This window comes from Phytobacter sp., from assembly GCF_059074235.1.
This window is the reverse complement of record NZ_JCACPZ010000008.1, coordinates 784759-803225: the sequence shown is the minus strand read 5'-3', so window position 1 is coordinate 803225 and position 18467 is coordinate 784759. Positions and strand designations below refer to the sequence as shown.

The window sequence follows — 18467 nt, the reverse complement described above, 5'->3', positions numbered from 1 at the left end:
CGCTTACTCATTGTTATGCATTCGGCGGATTGTATTTGGCGATAATTAAACAATGCTTAAATAAGGTACGTGGTAAAAAAAGGGATTCTTAAGGTTATTTTAAGGTTCAAGTTTAGGAGGTGAGTTATTCGACAAATATTATGGGTAAGGAATTCAATAAAAAATAAAATATTTATAGTTTATTGTATTTTAACAATTTTATTTTTGTTTTGAAGGGGCGTATTTGCTAACGACTTTAACTTAGTTATCGTTATAGAAATAATTAATTACAAATGAATAATGGTTAGTTATCTAATTAAAGTCAGCATTTCGGCTTAATATTGGAGACAATCACGCAACAATTGCCAACCCCGCAGCTCGCCCTCCGAGACGAAATCTGCAATAATTATCGTTTGTTCCCGAGATAGAGTAGATGATGCAGTACCCGATTAATGAGATGTTCCAGACCCTGCAAGGTGAGGGTTACTTTACTGGCGTCCCCGCCATTTTTATTCGTTTACAGGGATGCCCGGTGGGTTGCGCCTGGTGCGACACCAAACACACCTGGGATAAGCTTGAAGATCGGGAAATCTCCCTCTACAGCATTCTGGCAAAAACCAAAGAGAACGATAAGTGGGGCGCGGCGACCAGTGAAGATCTGCTGGCGATTATCGAGCGTCAGGGTTGGACGGCTCGCCATGTGGTGATCACCGGCGGCGAACCTTGCATTCACGACCTTATCCCACTCACGCATCTGCTGGAGAAACATGGGTTCAGTTGCCAGATTGAAACCAGCGGCACCCATGAAATCCGGACCTCTCATGCCACCTGGGTCACCGTATCACCGAAAGTGAACATGCGTGGTGGGTACGACATCCTTCAGCAGGCGCTGGAACGGGCTGATGAGATTAAACATCCGGTTGGTCGTATGCGCGATATTGAAGCGCTAGATGAGTTGTTAACGCAACTGACGGACGATAAACACCGGGTGATTGCCCTCCAGCCCATTAGTCGGAAAGACGATGCGACCCGTCTGTGTATCGACACCTGTATTGCCCGCAACTGGCGTCTCTCAATGCAGACGCACAAATATCTGAACATCGCCTGATAAAAAAGCCCGGAAACCTAATGTTTACCGGGCTTTTTGCGAAGATTATTAATGATCAACCGCGATACACGCAGCCTGCCGTACAGGTCTCTTTAATCATCACCGCGCTCAGCAGTGGCACGACAGGTTTCACCTGATCCCAGATCCATTTTGCCAGCACTTCGCTGGTTGGGTTTTCAAGACCCGGGATATCATTCAGATAGTAGTGATCCAGACGATCGTAGGTTGGCTTGAACGCCGCTTTCAGTTCAGCGAAGTCCATAATCCAGCCGGTATGCGGATCCACCTCGCCAGTGATTTCCAGGCGCACCATAAAGGAGTGGCCATGAAGACGACCGCACTTGTGCCCGGCAGGAACATGAGGCAAATGGTGGGCGGCTTCGAACATGAAATCTTTAAATAAGGTGGTAGACATAATTTACTCTCTGGCTGAAAAAAAACCGCCGCATGGTAGCCTGGATGACCTTTTTTAGCATTAACTAAAACCGCTAAAAGTGATTACACTGCGAGTCTTTACAGTTTAAGTCTAAAATACTAATAATTATCAATTGGTTAATTAACCAGTTTTACTGTTAAAAACTATAACTAAAAGAGGTTAGTTCTTTTGGTTATTTGTTATTTCCAACCTTTCTTTAATTGTTATTATCCCCGCCGTTAACCTTACTTTCTCTTCTGTTTTTATCGCGCTGACAGGGCGTGAAAACAGCTTTGCTTACTGGAACATAACGACGCATGACGACTCAGGTCCCACCTTCCGCTTTGCTTCCGCTGAACCCGGAGCAACTGGCACGCCTGACGGCGGCCACCACCGATCTCACACCGACCCAGCTTGCCTGGGTTTCTGGCTATTTCTGGGGTGTGTTGAATCAGCAACCAGGGGCAAATGCCATTGCTGCTGCACCTGCTGCGGCAGTTGAAACCCCAACTATTACGCTCCTCTCTGCATCCCAGACGGGCAACGCCCGCCGCGTGGCAGAAGCACTGCGTGATGATTTACTGGCGGCAAAACTCAACGTAAACCTGGTAAGCGCGGGCGACTATAAATTCAAACAAATCGCCAACGAAAAATTACTGGTTGTTGTGGCCTCCACACAGGGTGAAGGTGAAGCGCCGGAAGAAGCCGTCGCATTGCACAAGTTCCTGTTCTCGAAAAAAGCCCCTGCGCTTAATGGCACGGCCTTTGCGGTCTTCGGTCTTGGTGATACCTCCTACGAATTCTTCTGCCAGGCAGGTAAAGACTTCGACAGCAAACTGGCAGAACTCGGTGCTGAACGTTTGCTCGATCGCGTTGACGCTGATGTTGAATTCCAGGCCGCTGCGGCCGAGTGGCGTGCCCGCATTGTTGACGTGCTGAAAGCGCGCGTGCCGAAAGAAACGTCCGCGCAGGCTGCCGTAACGGCAACCGGTGCCGTAAACGAGGTGTTCACCAGTCCTTATACGAAAGAAGAACCGCTGACTGCCACGCTCTCTGTGAATCAGAAAATCACCGGTCGCGACTCAGAAAAAGATGTTCGTCATCTCGAAATCGATCTGGGTGATTCTGGTCTGCGCTACCAGCCGGGTGACGCGCTGGGTGTGTGGTATCAGAACGATCCGGCACTGGTCAAAGAGCTGGTTGAACTGCTGTGGCTGAAAGGCGACGAGCAGGTCACGGTTAACGGCAAAGCGCTGCCGCTGGCAGAAGCGCTGCAGTGGCATTTTGAGCTGACGGTCAATACCGCCAATATCGTGGAAAACTACGCGACCCTGACCCGCAGCGAGTCACTGTTGCCTCTGGTGGGCGATAAGGCGCAGTTACAACATTATGCAGCGACCACGCCACTGGTCGACATGGTGCGTTTCTCTCCGGCCCAGCTTGATGCAGATGCCCTGCTTGGCCTGCTGCGTCCGCTGACGCCACGTCTTTACTCTATTGCCTCCTCGCAGGCGGAAGTGGAGACCGAAGTGCATGTGACGCTGGGCGTAGTGCGTTATGAAGTCGAAGGGCGTGCGCGTGCGGGTGGTGCCTCCAGCTTCCTCGCGGACCGTGTTGAAGAAGAGGGTGAGGTTCGCGTCTTCATCGAGCATAACGACAACTTCCGCCTGCCTGCTAACCCGGAGACTCCGGTGATTATGATTGGACCAGGCACAGGCATTGCGCCGTTCCGCTCGTTCATGCAGCAGCGTGCAGCCGACGGCGCAGAAGGGAAGAACTGGTTGTTCTTTGGCAACCCGCACTTCACCGAAGATTTCCTCTACCAGGTTGAGTGGCAGCGCTACGTCAAAGAGGGCGTGCTGAGCCGTATCGATTTGGCCTGGTCCCGTGATCAAAAAGAAAAAATATACGTACAAGACAAACTGCGCCAGCAAGGTGCGGAACTGTGGCGCTGGATTAATGACGGTGCCCACATTTATGTCTGCGGCGACGCGAATCGCATGGCGAAAGACGTTGAGCAGGCTTTACTGGACGTAATTGCCGAATTTGGCGCGATGGACGCCGAGACGGCGGACGAATATTTAAGTGAGCTGCGCGTAGAGCGCCGTTATCAGCGAGATGTCTACTAATGAGCGAAAAACATCCAGGGCCTTTAGTGGTCGAAGGTAAGCTGGCAGACGCCGAGCGCATGAAGATTGAGAGTAACTATCTGCGCGGCACTATTGCTGAAGATTTGAATGACGGGCTGACCGGTGGTTTTAAGGGTGATAACTTCCTGTTGATCCGTTTCCACGGTATGTACCAGCAGGATGACCGCGATATTCGTGCTGAACGTGCTGCCCAGAAACTGGAACCACGCCATGCAATGCTGTTGCGTTGCCGACTGCCGGGTGGCGTCATTACCACCAAACAGTGGCAGGCAATTGATAAATTTGCGGAAGATAACACCATTTACGGCAGTATCCGTCTGACCAACCGTCAGACCTTCCAGTTCCACGGCATTCTGAAGAAGAATGTAAAACCGGTGCACCAGATGCTGCACTCGGTAGGTCTGGACGCGCTGGCAACCGCTAACGACATGAACCGTAACGTGTTGTGTACTTCCAACCCGTTCGAATCGCAACTGCATGCGGAAGCCTACGAGTGGGCGAAAAAGATCTCCGAGCATTTGTTACCGCGTACTCGTGCATACGCTGAGATCTGGTTGGATCAGGAAAAAGTTGCCACCACCGACGAAGAACCGATCCTCGGCCAGACCTATCTGCCGCGTAAGTTCAAAACGACAGTGGTGATTCCGCCGCAGAATGACATCGATCTGCACGCGAACGACATGAACTTTGTGGCGATCGCGGAAAACGGCAAGCTGGTCGGATTTAACCTGCTGGTGGGCGGTGGCCTTTCCATTGAGCATGGGAATAAGAAAACTTACGCCCGCACCGCGAGCGAGTTTGGTTATATTCCAGTTGAGCACACGCTGGCCGTGGCTGAAGCCGTGGTCACCACCCAGCGCGACTGGGGTAACCGTACCGACCGTAAAAACGCGAAGACCAAGTACACCCTTGAACGCGTGGGCGTTGAGACATTCAAAGCTGAAGTCGAGCGTCGTGCCGGCATCAAATTTGAGCCTATCCGTGCGTATGAATTTACCGGTCGCGGCGATCGCATTGGTTGGGTCAAAGGGATCGACAATAAATGGCACCTGACGCTGTTTATCGAAAACGGACGTATTCTGGATTACCCGGGCCGTCCGTTGAAAACCGGTTTGCTTGAGATCGCGAAGATCCACAAAGGTGAATTCCGCATTACTGCGAACCAGAACCTGATCATCGCCGGTGTGCCGGACAGCCAGAAAGCCAAAATCGAGAAAATCGCTCGTCAGAGTGGCTTGATGGATGCGGTGACGCCGCAGCGCGAGAACTCAATGGCCTGTGTCTCCTTCCCGACCTGCCCGTTGGCAATGGCTGAAGCTGAGCGCTTCCTGCCATCTTTCATCGACAAGGTTGAAGAGGTGATGGCGAAACACGGTGTTGCGGATGAGCACATTGTGACCCGCGTAACGGGCTGCCCGAACGGTTGTGGCCGCGCCATGCTGGCAGAAGTCGGCCTGGTCGGTAAAGCGCCGGGCCGTTACAACCTGCATCTGGGCGGCAATCGCATGGGAACCCGTATTCCGCGCATGTTCAAAGAGAACATCACCGAGCCAGAAATCCTCTCTTCACTGGATGAATTGGTAGGGCGCTGGTCAAAAGAGCGCGAATCAGGTGAAGGTTTCGGCGACTTTACCATCCGTACGGGAATTATCCGTCCGGTGCTAGACCCGGCGCGCGATCTCTGGGATTAAGCTTCCTTGCCTTCCCCCTCTCCTTAGGGAGAGGGATGGGGTGAGGGGAGAAAACACACGAGAGGTAATTATGTCCGTACTCGAGCTATCTGCCCTGAATGCGTTATCAAAAGATGACCGTGCGCTCGCGCTGGCAGACACCAATGCGCAACTTGAAGCACTCACCGCTGAAGAGCGTGTGGCCTGGGCGCTGGAAAATCTGCCTGGTGAATATGTTCTGTCGTCGAGCTTTGGTATTCAGGCGGCGGTGAGCCTCCATCTGGTGAATCAGATTCGCCCTGACATTCCGGTGATCCTGACGGATACGGGTTACCTGTTCCCGGAAACCTACCAGTTTATTGATGAGTTGACGGACAAGCTCAAGCTGAACCTGCAAATCTACCGTGCGCCGCAAAGCCCTGCCTGGCAGGAAGCGCGTTACGGCAAATTGTGGGAACAGGGTGTTGAAGGGATTGAGAAATACAACGATATCAACAAAGTTGAGCCGATGAACCGTGCGCTGAAAGAGCTTAACGCACAGACCTGGTTTGCGGGTCTGCGTCGTGAGCAGTCCGGTAGCCGCGCCAATCTGCCTGTGCTTGGGCTCCAGCGCGGCGTCTTTAAGGTGCTGCCGATCATCGACTGGGATAACCGCACCGTCTATCAGTACCTGCAAAAACACGGTCTGAAATACCACCCGCTGTGGGATGAAGGCTACCTCTCCGTCGGCGACACCCATACCACACGTAAATGGGAACCCGGTATGGCAGAAGAAGACACCCGCTTCTTCGGGCTGAAACGTGAGTGCGGCCTGCACGAAGGTTGATATTTGATGTTGTCAGCGTGAATTATTTAAACGCCTGGTTAATTGCCGGGCGTTTCTATGTGTATTCGTTGGCGTCGTTTGTTACCTTACGTATATCGCGTTAGCCGTAAATTCTACTTCTCTACATCCCTATATCGATTTAACGCCATCTCTTGCTGGCTCATTCGATTATTTGGCTGCTCAAGCAACGTCAATATTGAATGGCCAATATAGTTACTCCAGTTAAAGCTGTTTTGCAGAACAATAACGGAGTTACGATTCTTTTTGTCGAAGCCTATATAACTTGAATAGCCGCCAATATAACCGACCTGGTAGGTTATCTTCTGGCTGGCTGTTTCATCGCTGACCCAGGCAATATTGGCGGCCTCTTTTTTACGATAATAAAAAGTCTGGGTGACGTCTTTCAGGGCACGGTCAATTTCGGATTGGTGGGTGGGGGTGAAATGCGCGCGGGCGTACTCTGCCATATCGCGAGCGCTGCTGTATAAACTGGCGGGCCCTATCATATTATTCTGGAACACCCAGTCTGGGGTAAGCGCACCGCGACGAATGAATTTAGGCTGGTCGCCTGCGTGTCCGAGCGCGCGATAGGGGTAAGCCTTGAGCGAATCGGGGGTGAAGCTGCTGTTATTCATCTGCAACGGCTTAAAAAGCATTCTCTGCGCCAGCGTTTCAATCGGTTCGCCCGTTTTTCTCTGCAAAATATTGCTCAGAATGGCATAACCAATATTTGAATACTGAGGAACCCGATATTCCGGTGCGGTGAAATCACTGAGATAGGAAAGCAGGGTGTCATTATCCAGTTGAGTATAGAAATTTTCGCCTGTGCTGAAATAACTCACGAGATTTTCCAGTGTCAGCAAATCCATCGGCTGACGGGGCAAACCCGATGTGTGAGTCGCCAACTGGAGAAGAGTAATTTTCTTCGCGTCTTCGCTCAGGATGGTATTCCGGGGAAGTAACGTTTCAAGGTTATCGGTCCAGTTCATCTTCCCTTCATTGACCAGCATGGTTGCGACCTCGGCGGTGACGCCTTTGCTCAGTGAACCTAAAGCAAATAAAGTGTCGGGTGTAATTGCCTGAAGACTGTCGTCATCTGTCACACCATAGCAGTGGAATTCTACAGGGCCATTATGTTGAATGATCGCAACCACCATGCCGGTGACTTTTTTATTCTGCATGTACTGATGGATCATCGGGTCGATGTTTCGCCCGTAATACCCGACCGCGACAGGCGTAATTTCATGTTCGGGGTTATCCATCTGCGACAATGTACTGTTACCACAACCCGTTAGAGCCAGCAGAGACGAAAAAATGAGAGGTAATATTAATTTCATTATTTAAGTTAAATATCGCTATCATCAGCAGGCATAATCGATCTGCTTAAAAGAAAGTACTGAAAATATTAATAAAAGAGACCAGGTGGCAAACAGAGTCATGCGTTTTAGTTATCCCACCTAAGCAGATGGGGGCTGTCAGCGTTTAATGGCATCCTAGCTTCACTGAGTAAGTTCTACTTCCCCCGATGATATCCGAATGACGTTTAAGCTGATAGTGAATAACTTTAACATTTGGCGGTCGTTCACTTTATTAACTTTCAAAAGCGTGAAAGCCATTAACCGGCTCTTATTTCTCCCCATGCAGTTTCTGTTCGTTCATGTCCGGTTCCGGACACGTTCCCTCCGGGTGATTTTGCTATCGTACCCGCGCCATTCGGGATGGCGTCACTTCAATACTTTACTCAGGGATAACATAATGAAAAAGATCGCGCTGGCAGCACTGCTGATGGGCATTTCTGTCTCTTCTTTTGCGGAAACGGAAACCTGCAAACAATACTTCGCAGTGGTGGATACCTTCATTACTGAAGCGTCTAAACATGAAGAGGCAAAAGCGCAGGTTGATATGCTAAAAACCCAGCTTACTGAAAGCAAAAAGCAGATGGAAAGCTACCCGGTTGAGCAACAGGATGTAGGATGTAAGCAAGGTCTGGAAGCCATGAAGCAATTGAATGCGGCGATGGGTATCAAGTAACAAAAAGGGAGCCAACGCTCCCTTTTTTAACTTTAACTTCCTGGTAAATTTATTTTTTCCCCGCCTTTGCCAGCTCTCTCACCAGCGGCAGCATGATGCGTACCACGTCGCGGCTGCGGCGATCGATTCGGCCCGGAAGTGCCTGATCAATGTACTGAATATTATCCAGCTTAATATCATGCCAGCTTACCCCGTCGGGGAAGGCTTTTGATTTTGCCCGCTGCTGATAGCCGTCTTTTTTGCCCAACGACCAGTTGGTCGCTTCAACGGATAACACCGGAATACCGTCATTATCAAAGACCTGTGCGTCATTGCAGCAGCCGGTGCCCTGCGGGTAGTCCTTATTTTTTCCGGGGTTGGTGCTAGCGCTAATCCCCAGATTACGCGCAATTGCCAGCGCCCGATCACGGGTCAGTTTGCGTACTGAGGACGGCGTTTTCTTACCGCTGTTGAAATAGAGGTTATCGCCGACCACCAGGTTGTCGAGATTGATCACCAGCAGCGTCTGTTTCTTCTCTTTATCACTCATGCGTTTGAGGAAGTTCTCCGCCCCCAGGCTGCCTTCCTCCTCGCCGCTGGTCGCCACAAAGCGGATGCTGTATTCCGTAGGTACGGACTTCAGTTGCTCTGCGAGTTCCAGCATTACGCCTAACCCGAGCGCGTTATCGTCGATGCCCTGTAAGCTCAAACCACCGAGATTATGATCGGTGTCGGCATCACTACGCGGAGCGTAGGTATCCAGGTGAGCCATAATAATGATTTGTTGCGGGCGCTTACCCTCATGGGCGGCAATCACCGTACTGCCGGTCACATTCTGCCAGTTTTGCTGGTTGTTTCGCGCAGTCCAGGTGTAGCGGCTGTTAAATTTGCGAATATCGCTTTGATAACCCATCCCGGCGAACTGCTGGCGCAGGTAGTCCGCGGAGAGCATCTCTGCAGGCGTACCGGTCATTCGGCCAGGGAAATAGGTCGCGATATGGCGCGCCTGAGTGCTTGCAAATTCGCCGGGGTGCGGTGCTCGTGCCTGAGCAGGAAGGATAAAGCATACGCCGAGCGCCAGGGCAGCGGTACGGTGGCGCAATGCGGAAAACATAGTGAGTCCTTTATGATGCGAAATTTTTACCGCGTCTAGTATGAAACTGTGACCCGGATTACACAATTTCATTTCTTCTTAACATGGCGAAAACTCGGGGGTTAAGCACTTTTTGACATTAGCATTTTCAGGTCGTTATTCCTTTGCGGAACTACTCATTCCAATTCGTAATTTCATTCGCTCTAAGGCTCCCCCTATAGTCCCACTATTACTGGTTTTTAGTGAGTTGTTGCCCTGTGGATTACCTGCCTTTATTTGCTGCTGTCAAAGACCGACCCGTATTGGTTGTCGGTGGCGGAGAGGTTGCTGCACGAAAAATCACTTTCTTGCGCCGGGCAGGTGCACGGGTTTTGGTGGTGGCAGAAGAACTGGAATCACCTTTACAGCAGCTTGCAGACCAGCAACAGCTTGAGTGGATTGCGCATAAGTTTGACGAATCCCAGCTCGATAACATTTTCCTGGTGATTGCGGCAACCGAAGATACCGCGCTCAACCGCCGTGTATTTGATGCTGCAAACGCATGCCAGCGGCTGGTGAATGTGGTGGACGATCAGCCGCTTTGCTCATTCATATTCCCGTCGATTGTGGACCGTTCTCCGCTGCTGGTGGCGATCTCTTCCGGTGGCAATGCGCCCGTACTCGCGCGACTGCTGCGTGAAAAAATTGAAGCGCTATTGCCAGCGAATTTAGGCCGTATGGCTGAGGTCGCCGGGCGCTGGCGCAGTCGTATTAAGCCATTTCGCAAAACCACTGATGCACGTCGTCGATTCTGGGAAGTGGCCTTCCGTGGCCGTTTCGCCAGCCTGATGGCGGCGGGAAAAGAGCAGGCGGCGGAGCAGGTGCTGGCGGATGAATTAGAAAAACCGGGCAGCAGCACGGGTGAAATTATTCTGGTCGGCGCCGGGCCTGGTGATGCCGGGCTCTTGACGTTACGTGGTTTGCAGGTTATCCAGCAGGCCGACGTGGTGTTTTACGATCATCTGGTGACTGAAGGTGTACTGGAACTGGTGCGACGTGATGCCGAGCTGATAAGCGTCGGCAAACGCGCAGGTTCACACCTCGTCGCCCAGCATGACACCAACCGCATGCTGGTTGAGGCGGCGCAGGCAGGAAAAACCGTGGTGCGTCTCAAAGGTGGTGACCCGTTTATTTTTGGTCGCGGTGGCGAAGAGCTTCAGGCGGCTGCGGCGGCAGGCATTCCTTTCCAGGTGGTGCCTGGCGTCACGGCGGCATCCGGTGCAACGGCTTATGCCGGTATTCCGCTGACCCATCGTGATTATGCGCAGAGTGCGACATTTGTTACTGGTCATTACAAGGCCGACAGCGCGCCGTTTGACTGGTCGCAACTGGCTCAAAGTCGCCAGACGTTGGCTATCTATATGGGCACGATGAAAGCAGCAGAAATCGGCGAACAACTTATCGCTCACGGGCGAAATGCAAACACACCGGTCGCGGTGATTTCTCGCGGCACACGGGCTGATCAACAGGTCAGAACCGGAACATTACAACAACTTGAGGAACTGGCGAAAGATGCGCCAATGCCCGCCCTGCTAGTGGTGGGTGAGGTGGTACAATTGCATCATGAACTCGCCTGGTTTCAACACGCAACAGACTCAGAGGACTTTGCTGCCTCTGTGGTGAATCTGGCTTAAGGAACGGTTATGGATCAAAAACGACTCACTCACCTGCGACAACTGGAAGCGGAAAGTATCCATATCATCCGCGAGGTGGCCGCAGAATTTTCCAACCCGGTGATGATGTACTCCATCGGCAAAGACTCCAGTGTGATGTTGCATCTGGCACGTAAGGCGTTCTATCCGGGCACGCTGCCGTTCCCGCTGCTGCACGTGGATACCGGCTGGAAATTCCGTGAGATGTATGAGTTCCGTGACCGCACGGCAAAAGCCTACGGCTGCGAACTGCTGGTGCACAAAAACCCGGAAGGGGTGGCGATGGGGATTAGCCCGTTTGTCCATGGCAGCGCCAAGCACACTGACATCATGAAAACCGAGGGCCTGAAACAGGCGCTGAATAAATACGGTTTTGATGCTGCCTTTGGTGGCGCGCGTCGTGACGAGGAGAAATCCCGCGCCAAAGAGCGTATTTACTCTTTCCGTGACCGTTTCCACCGCTGGGACCCAAAAAACCAGCGCCCGGAACTGTGGCACAACTACAACGGCCAGATTAACAAAGGCGAAAGCATTCGCGTCTTCCCGCTCTCCAACTGGACCGAGCTGGATATCTGGCAGTATATCTACCTGGAAAATATCGACATTGTTCCGCTGTATCTGGCAGCAGAGCGCCCGGTACTGGAGCGTGACGGCATGCTGATGATGATCGATGACGACCGAATTGATCTGCAACCGGGTGAAGTGATCGAAAAACGGATGGTGCGTTTCCGTACACTCGGCTGCTGGCCGCTGACCGGCGCAGTGGAGTCCGAAGCGCAGACGTTGCCAGAGATTATTGAAGAGATGCTGGTGTCCACGACCAGTGAACGTCAGGGCCGCATGATTGACCGCGACCAGGCTGGCTCCATGGAGCTTAAAAAACGTCAGGGATACTTCTAAGGAGCCGCCATGAACACCACTATTGCACAACAAATTGCTGATGAAGGCGGCGTCGAAGCGTACCTGCATGCCCAGCAGCACAAAAGCCTGCTGCGTTTTCTGACCTGCGGTAGCGTCGATGACGGCAAAAGTACCCTGATTGGTCGCCTGCTGCACGACACCCGCCAGATTTATGAAGACCAGCTTTCCACGCTGCACAATGACAGCAAGCGTCACGGTACTCAGGGTGAGAAACTCGATCTGGCCCTGCTGGTGGATGGCCTGCAGGCTGAGCGTGAGCAGGGCATTACCATTGATGTGGCGTACCGCTATTTCTCCACCGAGAAGCGCAAATTTATTATCGCCGACACCCCGGGACACGAGCAGTACACCCGTAATATGGCCACCGGTGCGTCGACCTGCGACCTGGCGATCCTGCTGATTGACGCCCGTAAAGGCGTGCTGGATCAGACCCGTCGCCACAGCTTTATCTCCACGCTGCTGGGCATCAAACACCTGGTGGTAGCGGTCAATAAAATGGATCTGGTCGGTTTTAGCGAAGAGACCTTTGAGTCTATCCGTCAGGAGTACCTGACCTTCGCCGAACAGCTTCCGGGCAATCTGGATATTCGTTTTGTACCGCTGTCTGCCCTGGAAGGCGACAACGTTGCCTCCCAGAGTGCGAACATTCCGTGGTATAGCGGTCCAACGCTGCTCGAAGTGCTGGAAACCGTCGAAATTCAACGCGCCGTTGAGACGCAACCGATGCGTTTCCCGGTGCAATACGTGAACCGCCCGAACCTCGATTTCCGTGGTTTCTCCGGTACGCTGGCATCCGGCGTGGTGACCGTGGGCCAGCGCGTGAAAGTGCTGCCTTCCGGTGTGGAATCCGCAGTGGCGCGTATTGTGACCTTTGATGGCGATCTTGAGGTCGCGCATGCGGGCGAAGCCATTACGCTGGTGCTGAAAGATGAAATCGACATCAGTCGTGGCGACCTGATTCTGGACGCGCAGGAAAGCGTCCCTTCCGTGCAAAGCGCCTCGCTGGACGTGGTGTGGATGGCGGAACAGCCATTAACGCCGGGTCAGAGCTATGACATCAAAATTGCCGGCAAGAAAACCCGTGCTCGGGTCGATGCGATTCAGTACCAGGTGGATATCAACAACCTGACTCAGCGCGACGTTGAGAGCCTGCCGCTGAATGGTATTGGTCTGGTTGATCTGACCTTTGACGAGCCGTTAACGCTGGATCCTTATCAGCAAAACCCGGTGACCGGCGGCCTGATCTTTATCGATCGTCTGAGCAACGTTACCGTTGGCGCAGGCATGGTGCGCGAAGTGCACCAGCAGGAAAGTGCGGTGCCGTCGCAGTTTAGCGCCTTTGAACTGGAGCTGAACCAACTTGTACGCAAGCATTTCCCGCACTGGGGTGCGCGCGATCTGCTCGGAGGCAAGTAATGGCGCAGCATGACGAGAATGTCGTCTGGCACGCTCATCCGGTGACGGATGAGCAGCGTGAAAAGCTTCACGGGCATCGTGGCATTGTGTTGTGGTTTACCGGGCTGTCTGGATCCGGTAAATCCACGGTTGCCGGGGCGCTGGAAGAGGCGCTGCATAAGCTTGGTGTGAGCACCTACCTGCTGGATGGCGATAACGTGCGCCACGGTCTGTGCAGCGATTTGGGTTTCAGCGATGATGACCGCAAAGAGAATATCCGCCGGGTGGGTGAAGTCGCCCGTCTGATGGTGGATGCGGGCCTTGTGGTGCTAACGGCGTTTATCTCGCCACACCGGGCGGAGCGCCAGATGGTGCGTGAACGTCTGGGAGAAGGGCGCTTTATTGAGGTCTTTGTCGATACACCGCTGGCCATTTGCGAAGCGCGTGACCCGAAGGGACTCTACAAAAAAGCCCGTGCGGGAGAGCTGAGAAATTTCACCGGCATTGATGCGGTTTATGAAGCGCCTGAATCGCCCGAGGTCCATCTTGAGGGTGAACAATTGGTAACAAATTTGGTGAGCCAATTATTAGACCTCATGAGACGGGACGATATTATCAGATCCTAAGACAGCACCGGGGATACCCACCGTTTGAGGGTATCCTGGTTTTGCCAGTCGGTCAGGCAGCGGGGTCAGATATGCGTAATAGTCAGAACATCACCATTTCGAGGTCGGAGAACATACCGACCAGCGAAGAAACCACCTGGTCCTTCCCTGGGGCTATCGTGGGCTTTGCTGCATGGCTGCTCGCGCTGGCTATCCCGTTCCTGCTCTACGGTTCCAACACGCTGTTCTTCTTTTTGTATACCTGGCCTTTTTTCCTCGCACTGATGCCTGTCGCCGTTGTCGTGGGTATCGCCCTGCATTCCCTCCTTGATGGCAAACTGCTTTACAGTGCTGTCTCGACGCTTTTTATGGTCGTCACGCTGTTTGGTGGACTGTTTATGTGGCTGATGGGGTAAACCCATCCATACTTCAAACCGTAACTCACATTAAGACAATGTGTCTGAAGGGGACAAACCTTCGGTAAGACGGGCAAATATGCTACATTCTGACGCGGTGACGCAGTATCACCCGGCCCCGGTGTGGAGTCTGAGAAAAAGTTATGGGATGATGAGGCCGTTTTTCAGGGGGCAGGATGGGTAAATTAACACTGCTGTTGCTGGCATTGCTGGTCTGGCTACAGTATTCACTGTGGTTCGGCAAAAATGGTCTTCATGACTATGGCCGTGTTAACGACGATGTCGCAGTACAGCAGGCGACAAACGCCAAACTTAAAGCGCGCAACGATCAACTTTTTGCCGAAATTGATGACCTCAATGGTGGGCAGGAAGCTATCGAGGAACGTGCTCGCAATGAATTGACCATGACCCGACCGGGCGAAACCTTTTATCGTCTTGTGCCGGATGCGTCTAAGCGCACCCAGGGGTCAGTACCGAACACGCAAAATACACAAAATAATCGATAAACCATCCCGGGTTAATGACATGTCAGCAATCATTCCGGACGTTTATGCCGTGGTGCCGGCCGCAGGATTTGGCCGCCGCATGCAAACGGAATGTCCCAAGCAATATCTTTCTATTGGCGATAAAACCATTCTCGAACATTCGGTGGCTGCGTTGTTAGCGCATCCTCGTGTGAAGAGAGTCATTATCGCTGTCAGCCCTGGCGACGTTCGTTTCGCCCAGTCAGCCCTCGCACATCATCCAGCCATTACCGTCGTGGATGGTGGTTCTGAACGTGCTGATTCCGTTCTGGCTGGCCTGAAGGCTGCACAAGGGGCGCAGTGGGTATTAGTGCATGATGCTGCGCGTCCGTGCCTGCATAAGGAGGACTTAAACCGTTTACTGCAACTGAGTGAAACGAGCCGCGTAGGCGGTATTCTTGCCGCCCCCGTGCGCGATACCATGAAGCGCGCTGAGCCGGGCAAAACGGCCATTGCTCACACTGTCGATCGTAACGATTTATGGCACGCACTCACCCCACAATTTTTCCCGCTTGAACTTCTGCACGACTGCCTGACGCGTGCCCTTAACGAGGGGGCCACTATTACAGACGAAGCCTCGGCACTCGAATATTGCGGATACCACCCTGAGCTGATTGCCGGACGAGCAGACAACATCAAAGTCACTCGTCCTGAAGATTTACGGCTCGCTGAATTTTATCTCACCCATTCCGAACACCAGGAGACAGCATAATGCGCATTGGACACGGTTTTGACGTACACGCATTCGGCGGCGAAGGCCCCATCATTATTGGCGGCGTGCGCATTCCCTGGGAAAAAGGGCTACTGGCGCATTCTGATGGTGACGTTGCGCTGCATGCGCTGACGGACGCCTTGCTCGGCGCCGCGGCGCTGGGCGACATTGGTAAATTATTCCCGGATACCGATCCTGCGTTCAAAGGTGCTGACAGCCGTGAGTTGCTGCGCGAAGCCTGGCGTCGTATTCAGGCCAAAGGCTACACGTTAGGTAACGTGGATGTGACGATCATTGCGCAGGCGCCAAAAATGCTGCCACATATTCCGCAGATGCGCGTGTTCATTGCCGAAGACCTGGGTTGTCATATGGATGACGTCAACGTGAAAGCCACTACCACTGAAAAACTCGGTTTTACCGGACGTGGCGAAGGCATTGCCTGCGAAGCGGTCGCGCTTTTGCTGAAGGCGGCGAAATGATCGATTTTGAACAACTGACTTATCTGCATGGCAAACCGGTGGGTAACGGTGTGCTGAAAGCTAATCCGGAAGATTTCGTTGTTATCGAAGATTTGGGCTTCGAACCCGACGGTGAAGGCGAACATATTCTGGTACGGATTCTGAAAAACGGCTGCAATACCCGTTTTGTTGCCGACGCGCTGGCAAAATTCCTTAAAATACACGCCCGCGAAGTGAGCTTTGCGGGTCAAAAGGACAAGCATGCGGTCACTGAGCAGTGGTTGTGCGCCCGCGTACCGGGCAACGCCATGCCGGACCTGAGTGCGTTCCAGTTGGAAGGCTGCAAAGTGCTGGAGTACGCGCGCCATAAGCGTAAGCTTCGTTTAGGTGCGCTGAAAGGGAATAGCTTTACGCTGGTGTTGCGCGGCATTACCGATCGCGGTGATGTGGAAGCCCGTTTGCAGGCCATTAGCGAGCAGGGCGTGCCGAATTACTTCGGTGCCCAGCGTTTCGGTCTTGGCGGCAGCAACATTTTGGGGGCGCTGCGCTGGGCACAAAGCGATGCGCCAGTGCGCGATCGCAATAAGCGTAGTTTTTGGTTGTCGGCGGCCCGCAGTGCGTTGTTTAATCAGATAGTCCACGCACGTTTGAAAAAACCAGACTTTAATCAAGTTGTTGACGGCGATGCGCTACAATTAGCGGGACGCGGAAGCTGGTTTGTAGCAACGGCCGAAGAGCGTGCAGAACTGCAGACGCGCGTTGACGCAAAAGAATTAATGATCACGGCTGCACTGCCGGGCAGTGGCGAATGGGGGCCGCAAGGTGAAGCGTTGGCCTTCGAACAGGCCGCGGTGGCAGATGCGCCTGAATTGCAACATTTGCTGGTGCGCGAAAAGGTGGAAGCGGCTCGCCGCGCAATGCGCCTCTTCCCACAGCAGATGAGCTGGAACTGGTGGGATGACGTGACCGTCGAGTTGCGTTTTTGGCTTCCTGCGGGAAGCTTTGCGACCAGTGTGGTAAGGGAAATTATCAATACATCGGGTGATTATGCGAATATTGCTGAGTAACGATGACGGTATCCACGCCCCGGGTATTCAGACGCTGGCAAAAGCCCTGCGCGAATTTGCTGAGGTCCAGGTCGTTGCCCCCGATCGTAACCGCAGTGGTGCGTCTAATTCGCTGACGCTCGAATCTTCTCTCCGTACCTTCACCTTCGATAATGGCGATATTGCCGTTCAGATGGGCACGCCGACCGATTGCGTCTTCCTTGGTGTGAACGCGTTAATGCGCCCGCGCCCGGATGTCGTGGTGTCTGGCATTAATGCCGGGCCGAATCTTGGCGATGATGTTATCTATTCCGGCACGGTCGCGGCGGCCATGGAAGGTCGTCATCTCGGCTTTCCTGCACTGGCCGTCTCCTTAAACGGCCACAAACATTACGACACTGCCGCAGCAATCACTTGCTCTATCTTGCGTGGTCTTGCCCGCGAGCCACTGCGTACCGGGCGCATTCTTAACATCAATGTGCCGGACCTGCCGCTCAGTGAAATAAAAGGAATTCGCGTCACGCGTTGTGGTAGCCGCCATCCTGCCGATCAGGTGATCCCGCAGCAGGATCCGCGTGGTAATACTCTTTACTGGATTGGACCGCCGGGCGAAAAATGCGATGCCGGACCGGATACCGACTTTGCCGCCATTGATGAAGGTTATGTGTCGGTCACCCCATTGCAGGTCGATCTCACTGCCTACAGTTCGCGTGAAGTGCTCACGGACTGGCTGGATCGTTCTGGAGTCAGCATGCAATGGTGAGTAAACGCGTACAAACGCTCCTTAATCAATTACGTGCGCACGGCATAGCGGATGAGCATGTTCTCGAAGCTATTTCGCTGGTGCCACGCGAAAAATTTATTGATGAAGCGTTTGAACATCAGGCCTGGGAAAACGTCGCCTTGCCAATAGGCCAGGGGCAAACTATTTCTCAGCCTTATATGGTCGCCAGAATGACCGCGCTGCTGGAACTGACGCCGCAATCCAGGGTACTGGAAATTGGTACCGGGTCCGGATATCAGACTGCGATTCTGGCGCATCTGGTGCATCATGTTTGTACCGTCGAGCGTATTAAAGGCCTGCAATGGCAGGCACGTCGTCGTCTCAAACAACTTGATTTACACAATGTTTCAACACGTCATGGTGATGGATGGCAGGGTTGGCAGGCACGCGCCCCGTTTGACGCTATCATTGTGACGGCGGCGCCGCTGGAAATTCCGACGGCGCTGATGTCGCAACTGGATGAAGGCGGCATTCTCGTTTTACCCGTGGGCGATGAACATCAGCAACTTAAGCGTGTTCGTCGACGGGGAGACGAATTTATCATCGATACCGTAGAAGACGTGCGTTTTGTCCCGCTGGTAAAGGGTGAACTGGCCTGAGAAACAGATTTTTCCTGGGTTATTCACGCGGCATCAGCGTATCGTGGGCAAATTTGATGACGCCG

The 18467-nt window shown here is 53.0% G+C and carries 19 protein-coding genes; 16 read left to right on the top strand and 3 right to left on the bottom strand.

Annotated features, from left to right (window positions below; all coding sequences use genetic code 11):
- Nucleotides 1-415 precede the first annotated feature (415 nt).
- On the top strand, nt 416-1087 hold the full coding sequence (gene queE, locus AC5JPW_RS21670) for a 7-carboxy-7-deazaguanine synthase QueE (protein WP_494243921.1): 672 nt from the start codon (nt 416-418) through the stop codon (nt 1085-1087).
- A 55-nt stretch (nt 1088-1142) separates the two neighbouring features.
- Here queE and queD read toward each other — a convergent pair whose 3' ends face one another.
- Nucleotides 1143-1502, bottom strand: a complete 360-nt coding sequence (gene queD, locus AC5JPW_RS21665) for a 6-carboxytetrahydropterin synthase QueD (protein WP_494243137.1) — start codon at nt 1500-1502, stop codon at nt 1143-1145.
- A gap of 317 nt (nt 1503-1819) precedes the next feature.
- On the opposite strand from queD, the gene cysJ reads away from it, so the two are divergent.
- The 3 genes from cysJ (at nt 1820) to cysH (ending at nt 6148) form a co-directional block, all read left to right on the top strand.
- Nucleotides 1820-3631: an NADPH-dependent assimilatory sulfite reductase flavoprotein subunit gene (gene cysJ, locus AC5JPW_RS21660; protein ID WP_494243136.1), complete on the top strand. Its 1812-nt coding sequence runs from the start codon at nt 1820-1822 to the stop codon at nt 3629-3631.
- Nucleotides 3631-5343, top strand: coding sequence for an assimilatory sulfite reductase (NADPH) hemoprotein subunit (cysI, locus tag AC5JPW_RS21655; protein ID WP_494243135.1), 1713 nt, complete (start codon nt 3631-3633; stop codon nt 5341-5343). Before cysJ ends, cysI begins: the two co-directional genes overlap by 1 nt.
- Before the next feature lie 70 nt (nt 5344-5413).
- Nucleotides 5414-6148, top strand: a complete 735-nt coding sequence (gene cysH, locus AC5JPW_RS21650; protein WP_494243134.1) for a phosphoadenosine phosphosulfate reductase — start codon at nt 5414-5416, stop codon at nt 6146-6148.
- Between the two features lie 113 nt (nt 6149-6261).
- Here the strand turns inward: cysH and AC5JPW_RS21645 are convergent, their stop codons facing one another.
- Nucleotides 6262-7410 carry a serine hydrolase domain-containing protein gene (locus tag AC5JPW_RS21645; RefSeq protein ID WP_494243133.1) on the bottom strand — a complete coding sequence of 383 codons (1149 nt, stop codon included), beginning with the start codon at nt 7408-7410 and terminating at the stop codon, nt 6262-6264.
- A gap of 493 nt (nt 7411-7903) precedes the next feature.
- On the opposite strand from AC5JPW_RS21645, the gene AC5JPW_RS21640 reads away from it, so the two are divergent.
- On the top strand, nt 7904-8179 hold the full coding sequence (locus AC5JPW_RS21640) for a DUF5339 domain-containing protein (RefSeq protein ID WP_494243132.1): 276 nt from the start codon (nt 7904-7906) through the stop codon (nt 8177-8179).
- Nucleotides 8180-8228: 49 nt separating this feature from the next.
- Here the strand turns inward: AC5JPW_RS21640 and AC5JPW_RS21635 are convergent, their stop codons facing one another.
- Nucleotides 8229-9272 carry an aminopeptidase gene (locus AC5JPW_RS21635; RefSeq protein ID WP_494243131.1) on the bottom strand — a complete coding sequence of 348 codons (1044 nt, stop codon included), beginning with the start codon at nt 9270-9272 and terminating at the stop codon, nt 8229-8231.
- A gap of 245 nt (nt 9273-9517) precedes the next feature.
- On the opposite strand from AC5JPW_RS21635, the gene cysG reads away from it, so the two are divergent.
- From cysG to AC5JPW_RS21580, 11 genes are all read left to right on the top strand, one after another.
- Nucleotides 9518-10924: a siroheme synthase CysG gene (gene cysG, locus AC5JPW_RS21630; protein ID WP_494243919.1), complete on the top strand. Its 1407-nt coding sequence runs from the start codon at nt 9518-9520 to the stop codon at nt 10922-10924.
- Nucleotides 10925-10933: 9 nt separating this feature from the next.
- The gene (gene cysD / locus AC5JPW_RS21625) at nt 10934-11842 is read left to right on the top strand and encodes a sulfate adenylyltransferase subunit CysD (protein ID WP_494243130.1); all 909 of its coding nucleotides are present in this window, start codon (nt 10934-10936) and stop codon (nt 11840-11842) included.
- Between the two features lie 9 nt (nt 11843-11851).
- Nucleotides 11852-13279 (top strand): sulfate adenylyltransferase subunit CysN, encoded by a 1428-nt coding sequence (gene cysN / locus AC5JPW_RS21620; protein ID WP_494243129.1) that lies wholly within the window; start codon nt 11852-11854, stop codon nt 13277-13279.
- Nucleotides 13279-13884, top strand: coding sequence for an adenylyl-sulfate kinase (gene cysC, locus AC5JPW_RS21615; protein ID WP_494243128.1), 606 nt, complete (start codon nt 13279-13281; stop codon nt 13882-13884). Before cysN ends, cysC begins: the two co-directional genes overlap by 1 nt.
- Before the next feature lie 71 nt (nt 13885-13955).
- A complete protein-coding gene (locus AC5JPW_RS21610) occupies nt 13956-14279 on the top strand; it encodes a DUF3561 family protein (protein WP_494243127.1) in 324 nt (107 codons plus the stop codon).
- Nucleotides 14280-14455: 176 nt separating this feature from the next.
- Nucleotides 14456-14785 (top strand): cell division protein FtsB, encoded by a 330-nt coding sequence (ftsB, locus tag AC5JPW_RS21605; protein ID WP_494243126.1) that lies wholly within the window; start codon nt 14456-14458, stop codon nt 14783-14785.
- 19 nt (nt 14786-14804) lie between these two features.
- Entirely contained in the window at nt 14805-15515 is a 711-nt protein-coding gene (ispD, locus tag AC5JPW_RS21600) for a 2-C-methyl-D-erythritol 4-phosphate cytidylyltransferase (protein ID WP_494243125.1), read from the top strand.
- The gene (ispF, locus tag AC5JPW_RS21595) at nt 15515-15994 is read left to right on the top strand and encodes a 2-C-methyl-D-erythritol 2,4-cyclodiphosphate synthase (protein ID WP_494243124.1); all 480 of its coding nucleotides are present in this window, start codon (nt 15515-15517) and stop codon (nt 15992-15994) included. Before ispD ends, ispF begins: the two co-directional genes overlap by 1 nt.
- Entirely contained in the window at nt 15991-17040 is a 1050-nt protein-coding gene (gene truD / locus AC5JPW_RS21590) for a tRNA pseudouridine(13) synthase TruD (RefSeq protein ID WP_494243123.1), read from the top strand. The genes ispF and truD overlap by 4 nt, the downstream gene beginning before the upstream one ends.
- A complete protein-coding gene (gene surE, locus AC5JPW_RS21585) occupies nt 17021-17782 on the top strand; it encodes a 5'/3'-nucleotidase SurE (RefSeq protein WP_494243122.1) in 762 nt (253 codons plus the stop codon). Before truD ends, surE begins: the two co-directional genes overlap by 20 nt.
- Entirely contained in the window at nt 17776-18402 is a 627-nt protein-coding gene (locus AC5JPW_RS21580) for a protein-L-isoaspartate(D-aspartate) O-methyltransferase (RefSeq protein WP_494243121.1), read from the top strand. Before surE ends, AC5JPW_RS21580 begins: the two co-directional genes overlap by 7 nt.
- Nucleotides 18403-18467 lie beyond the last annotated feature (65 nt).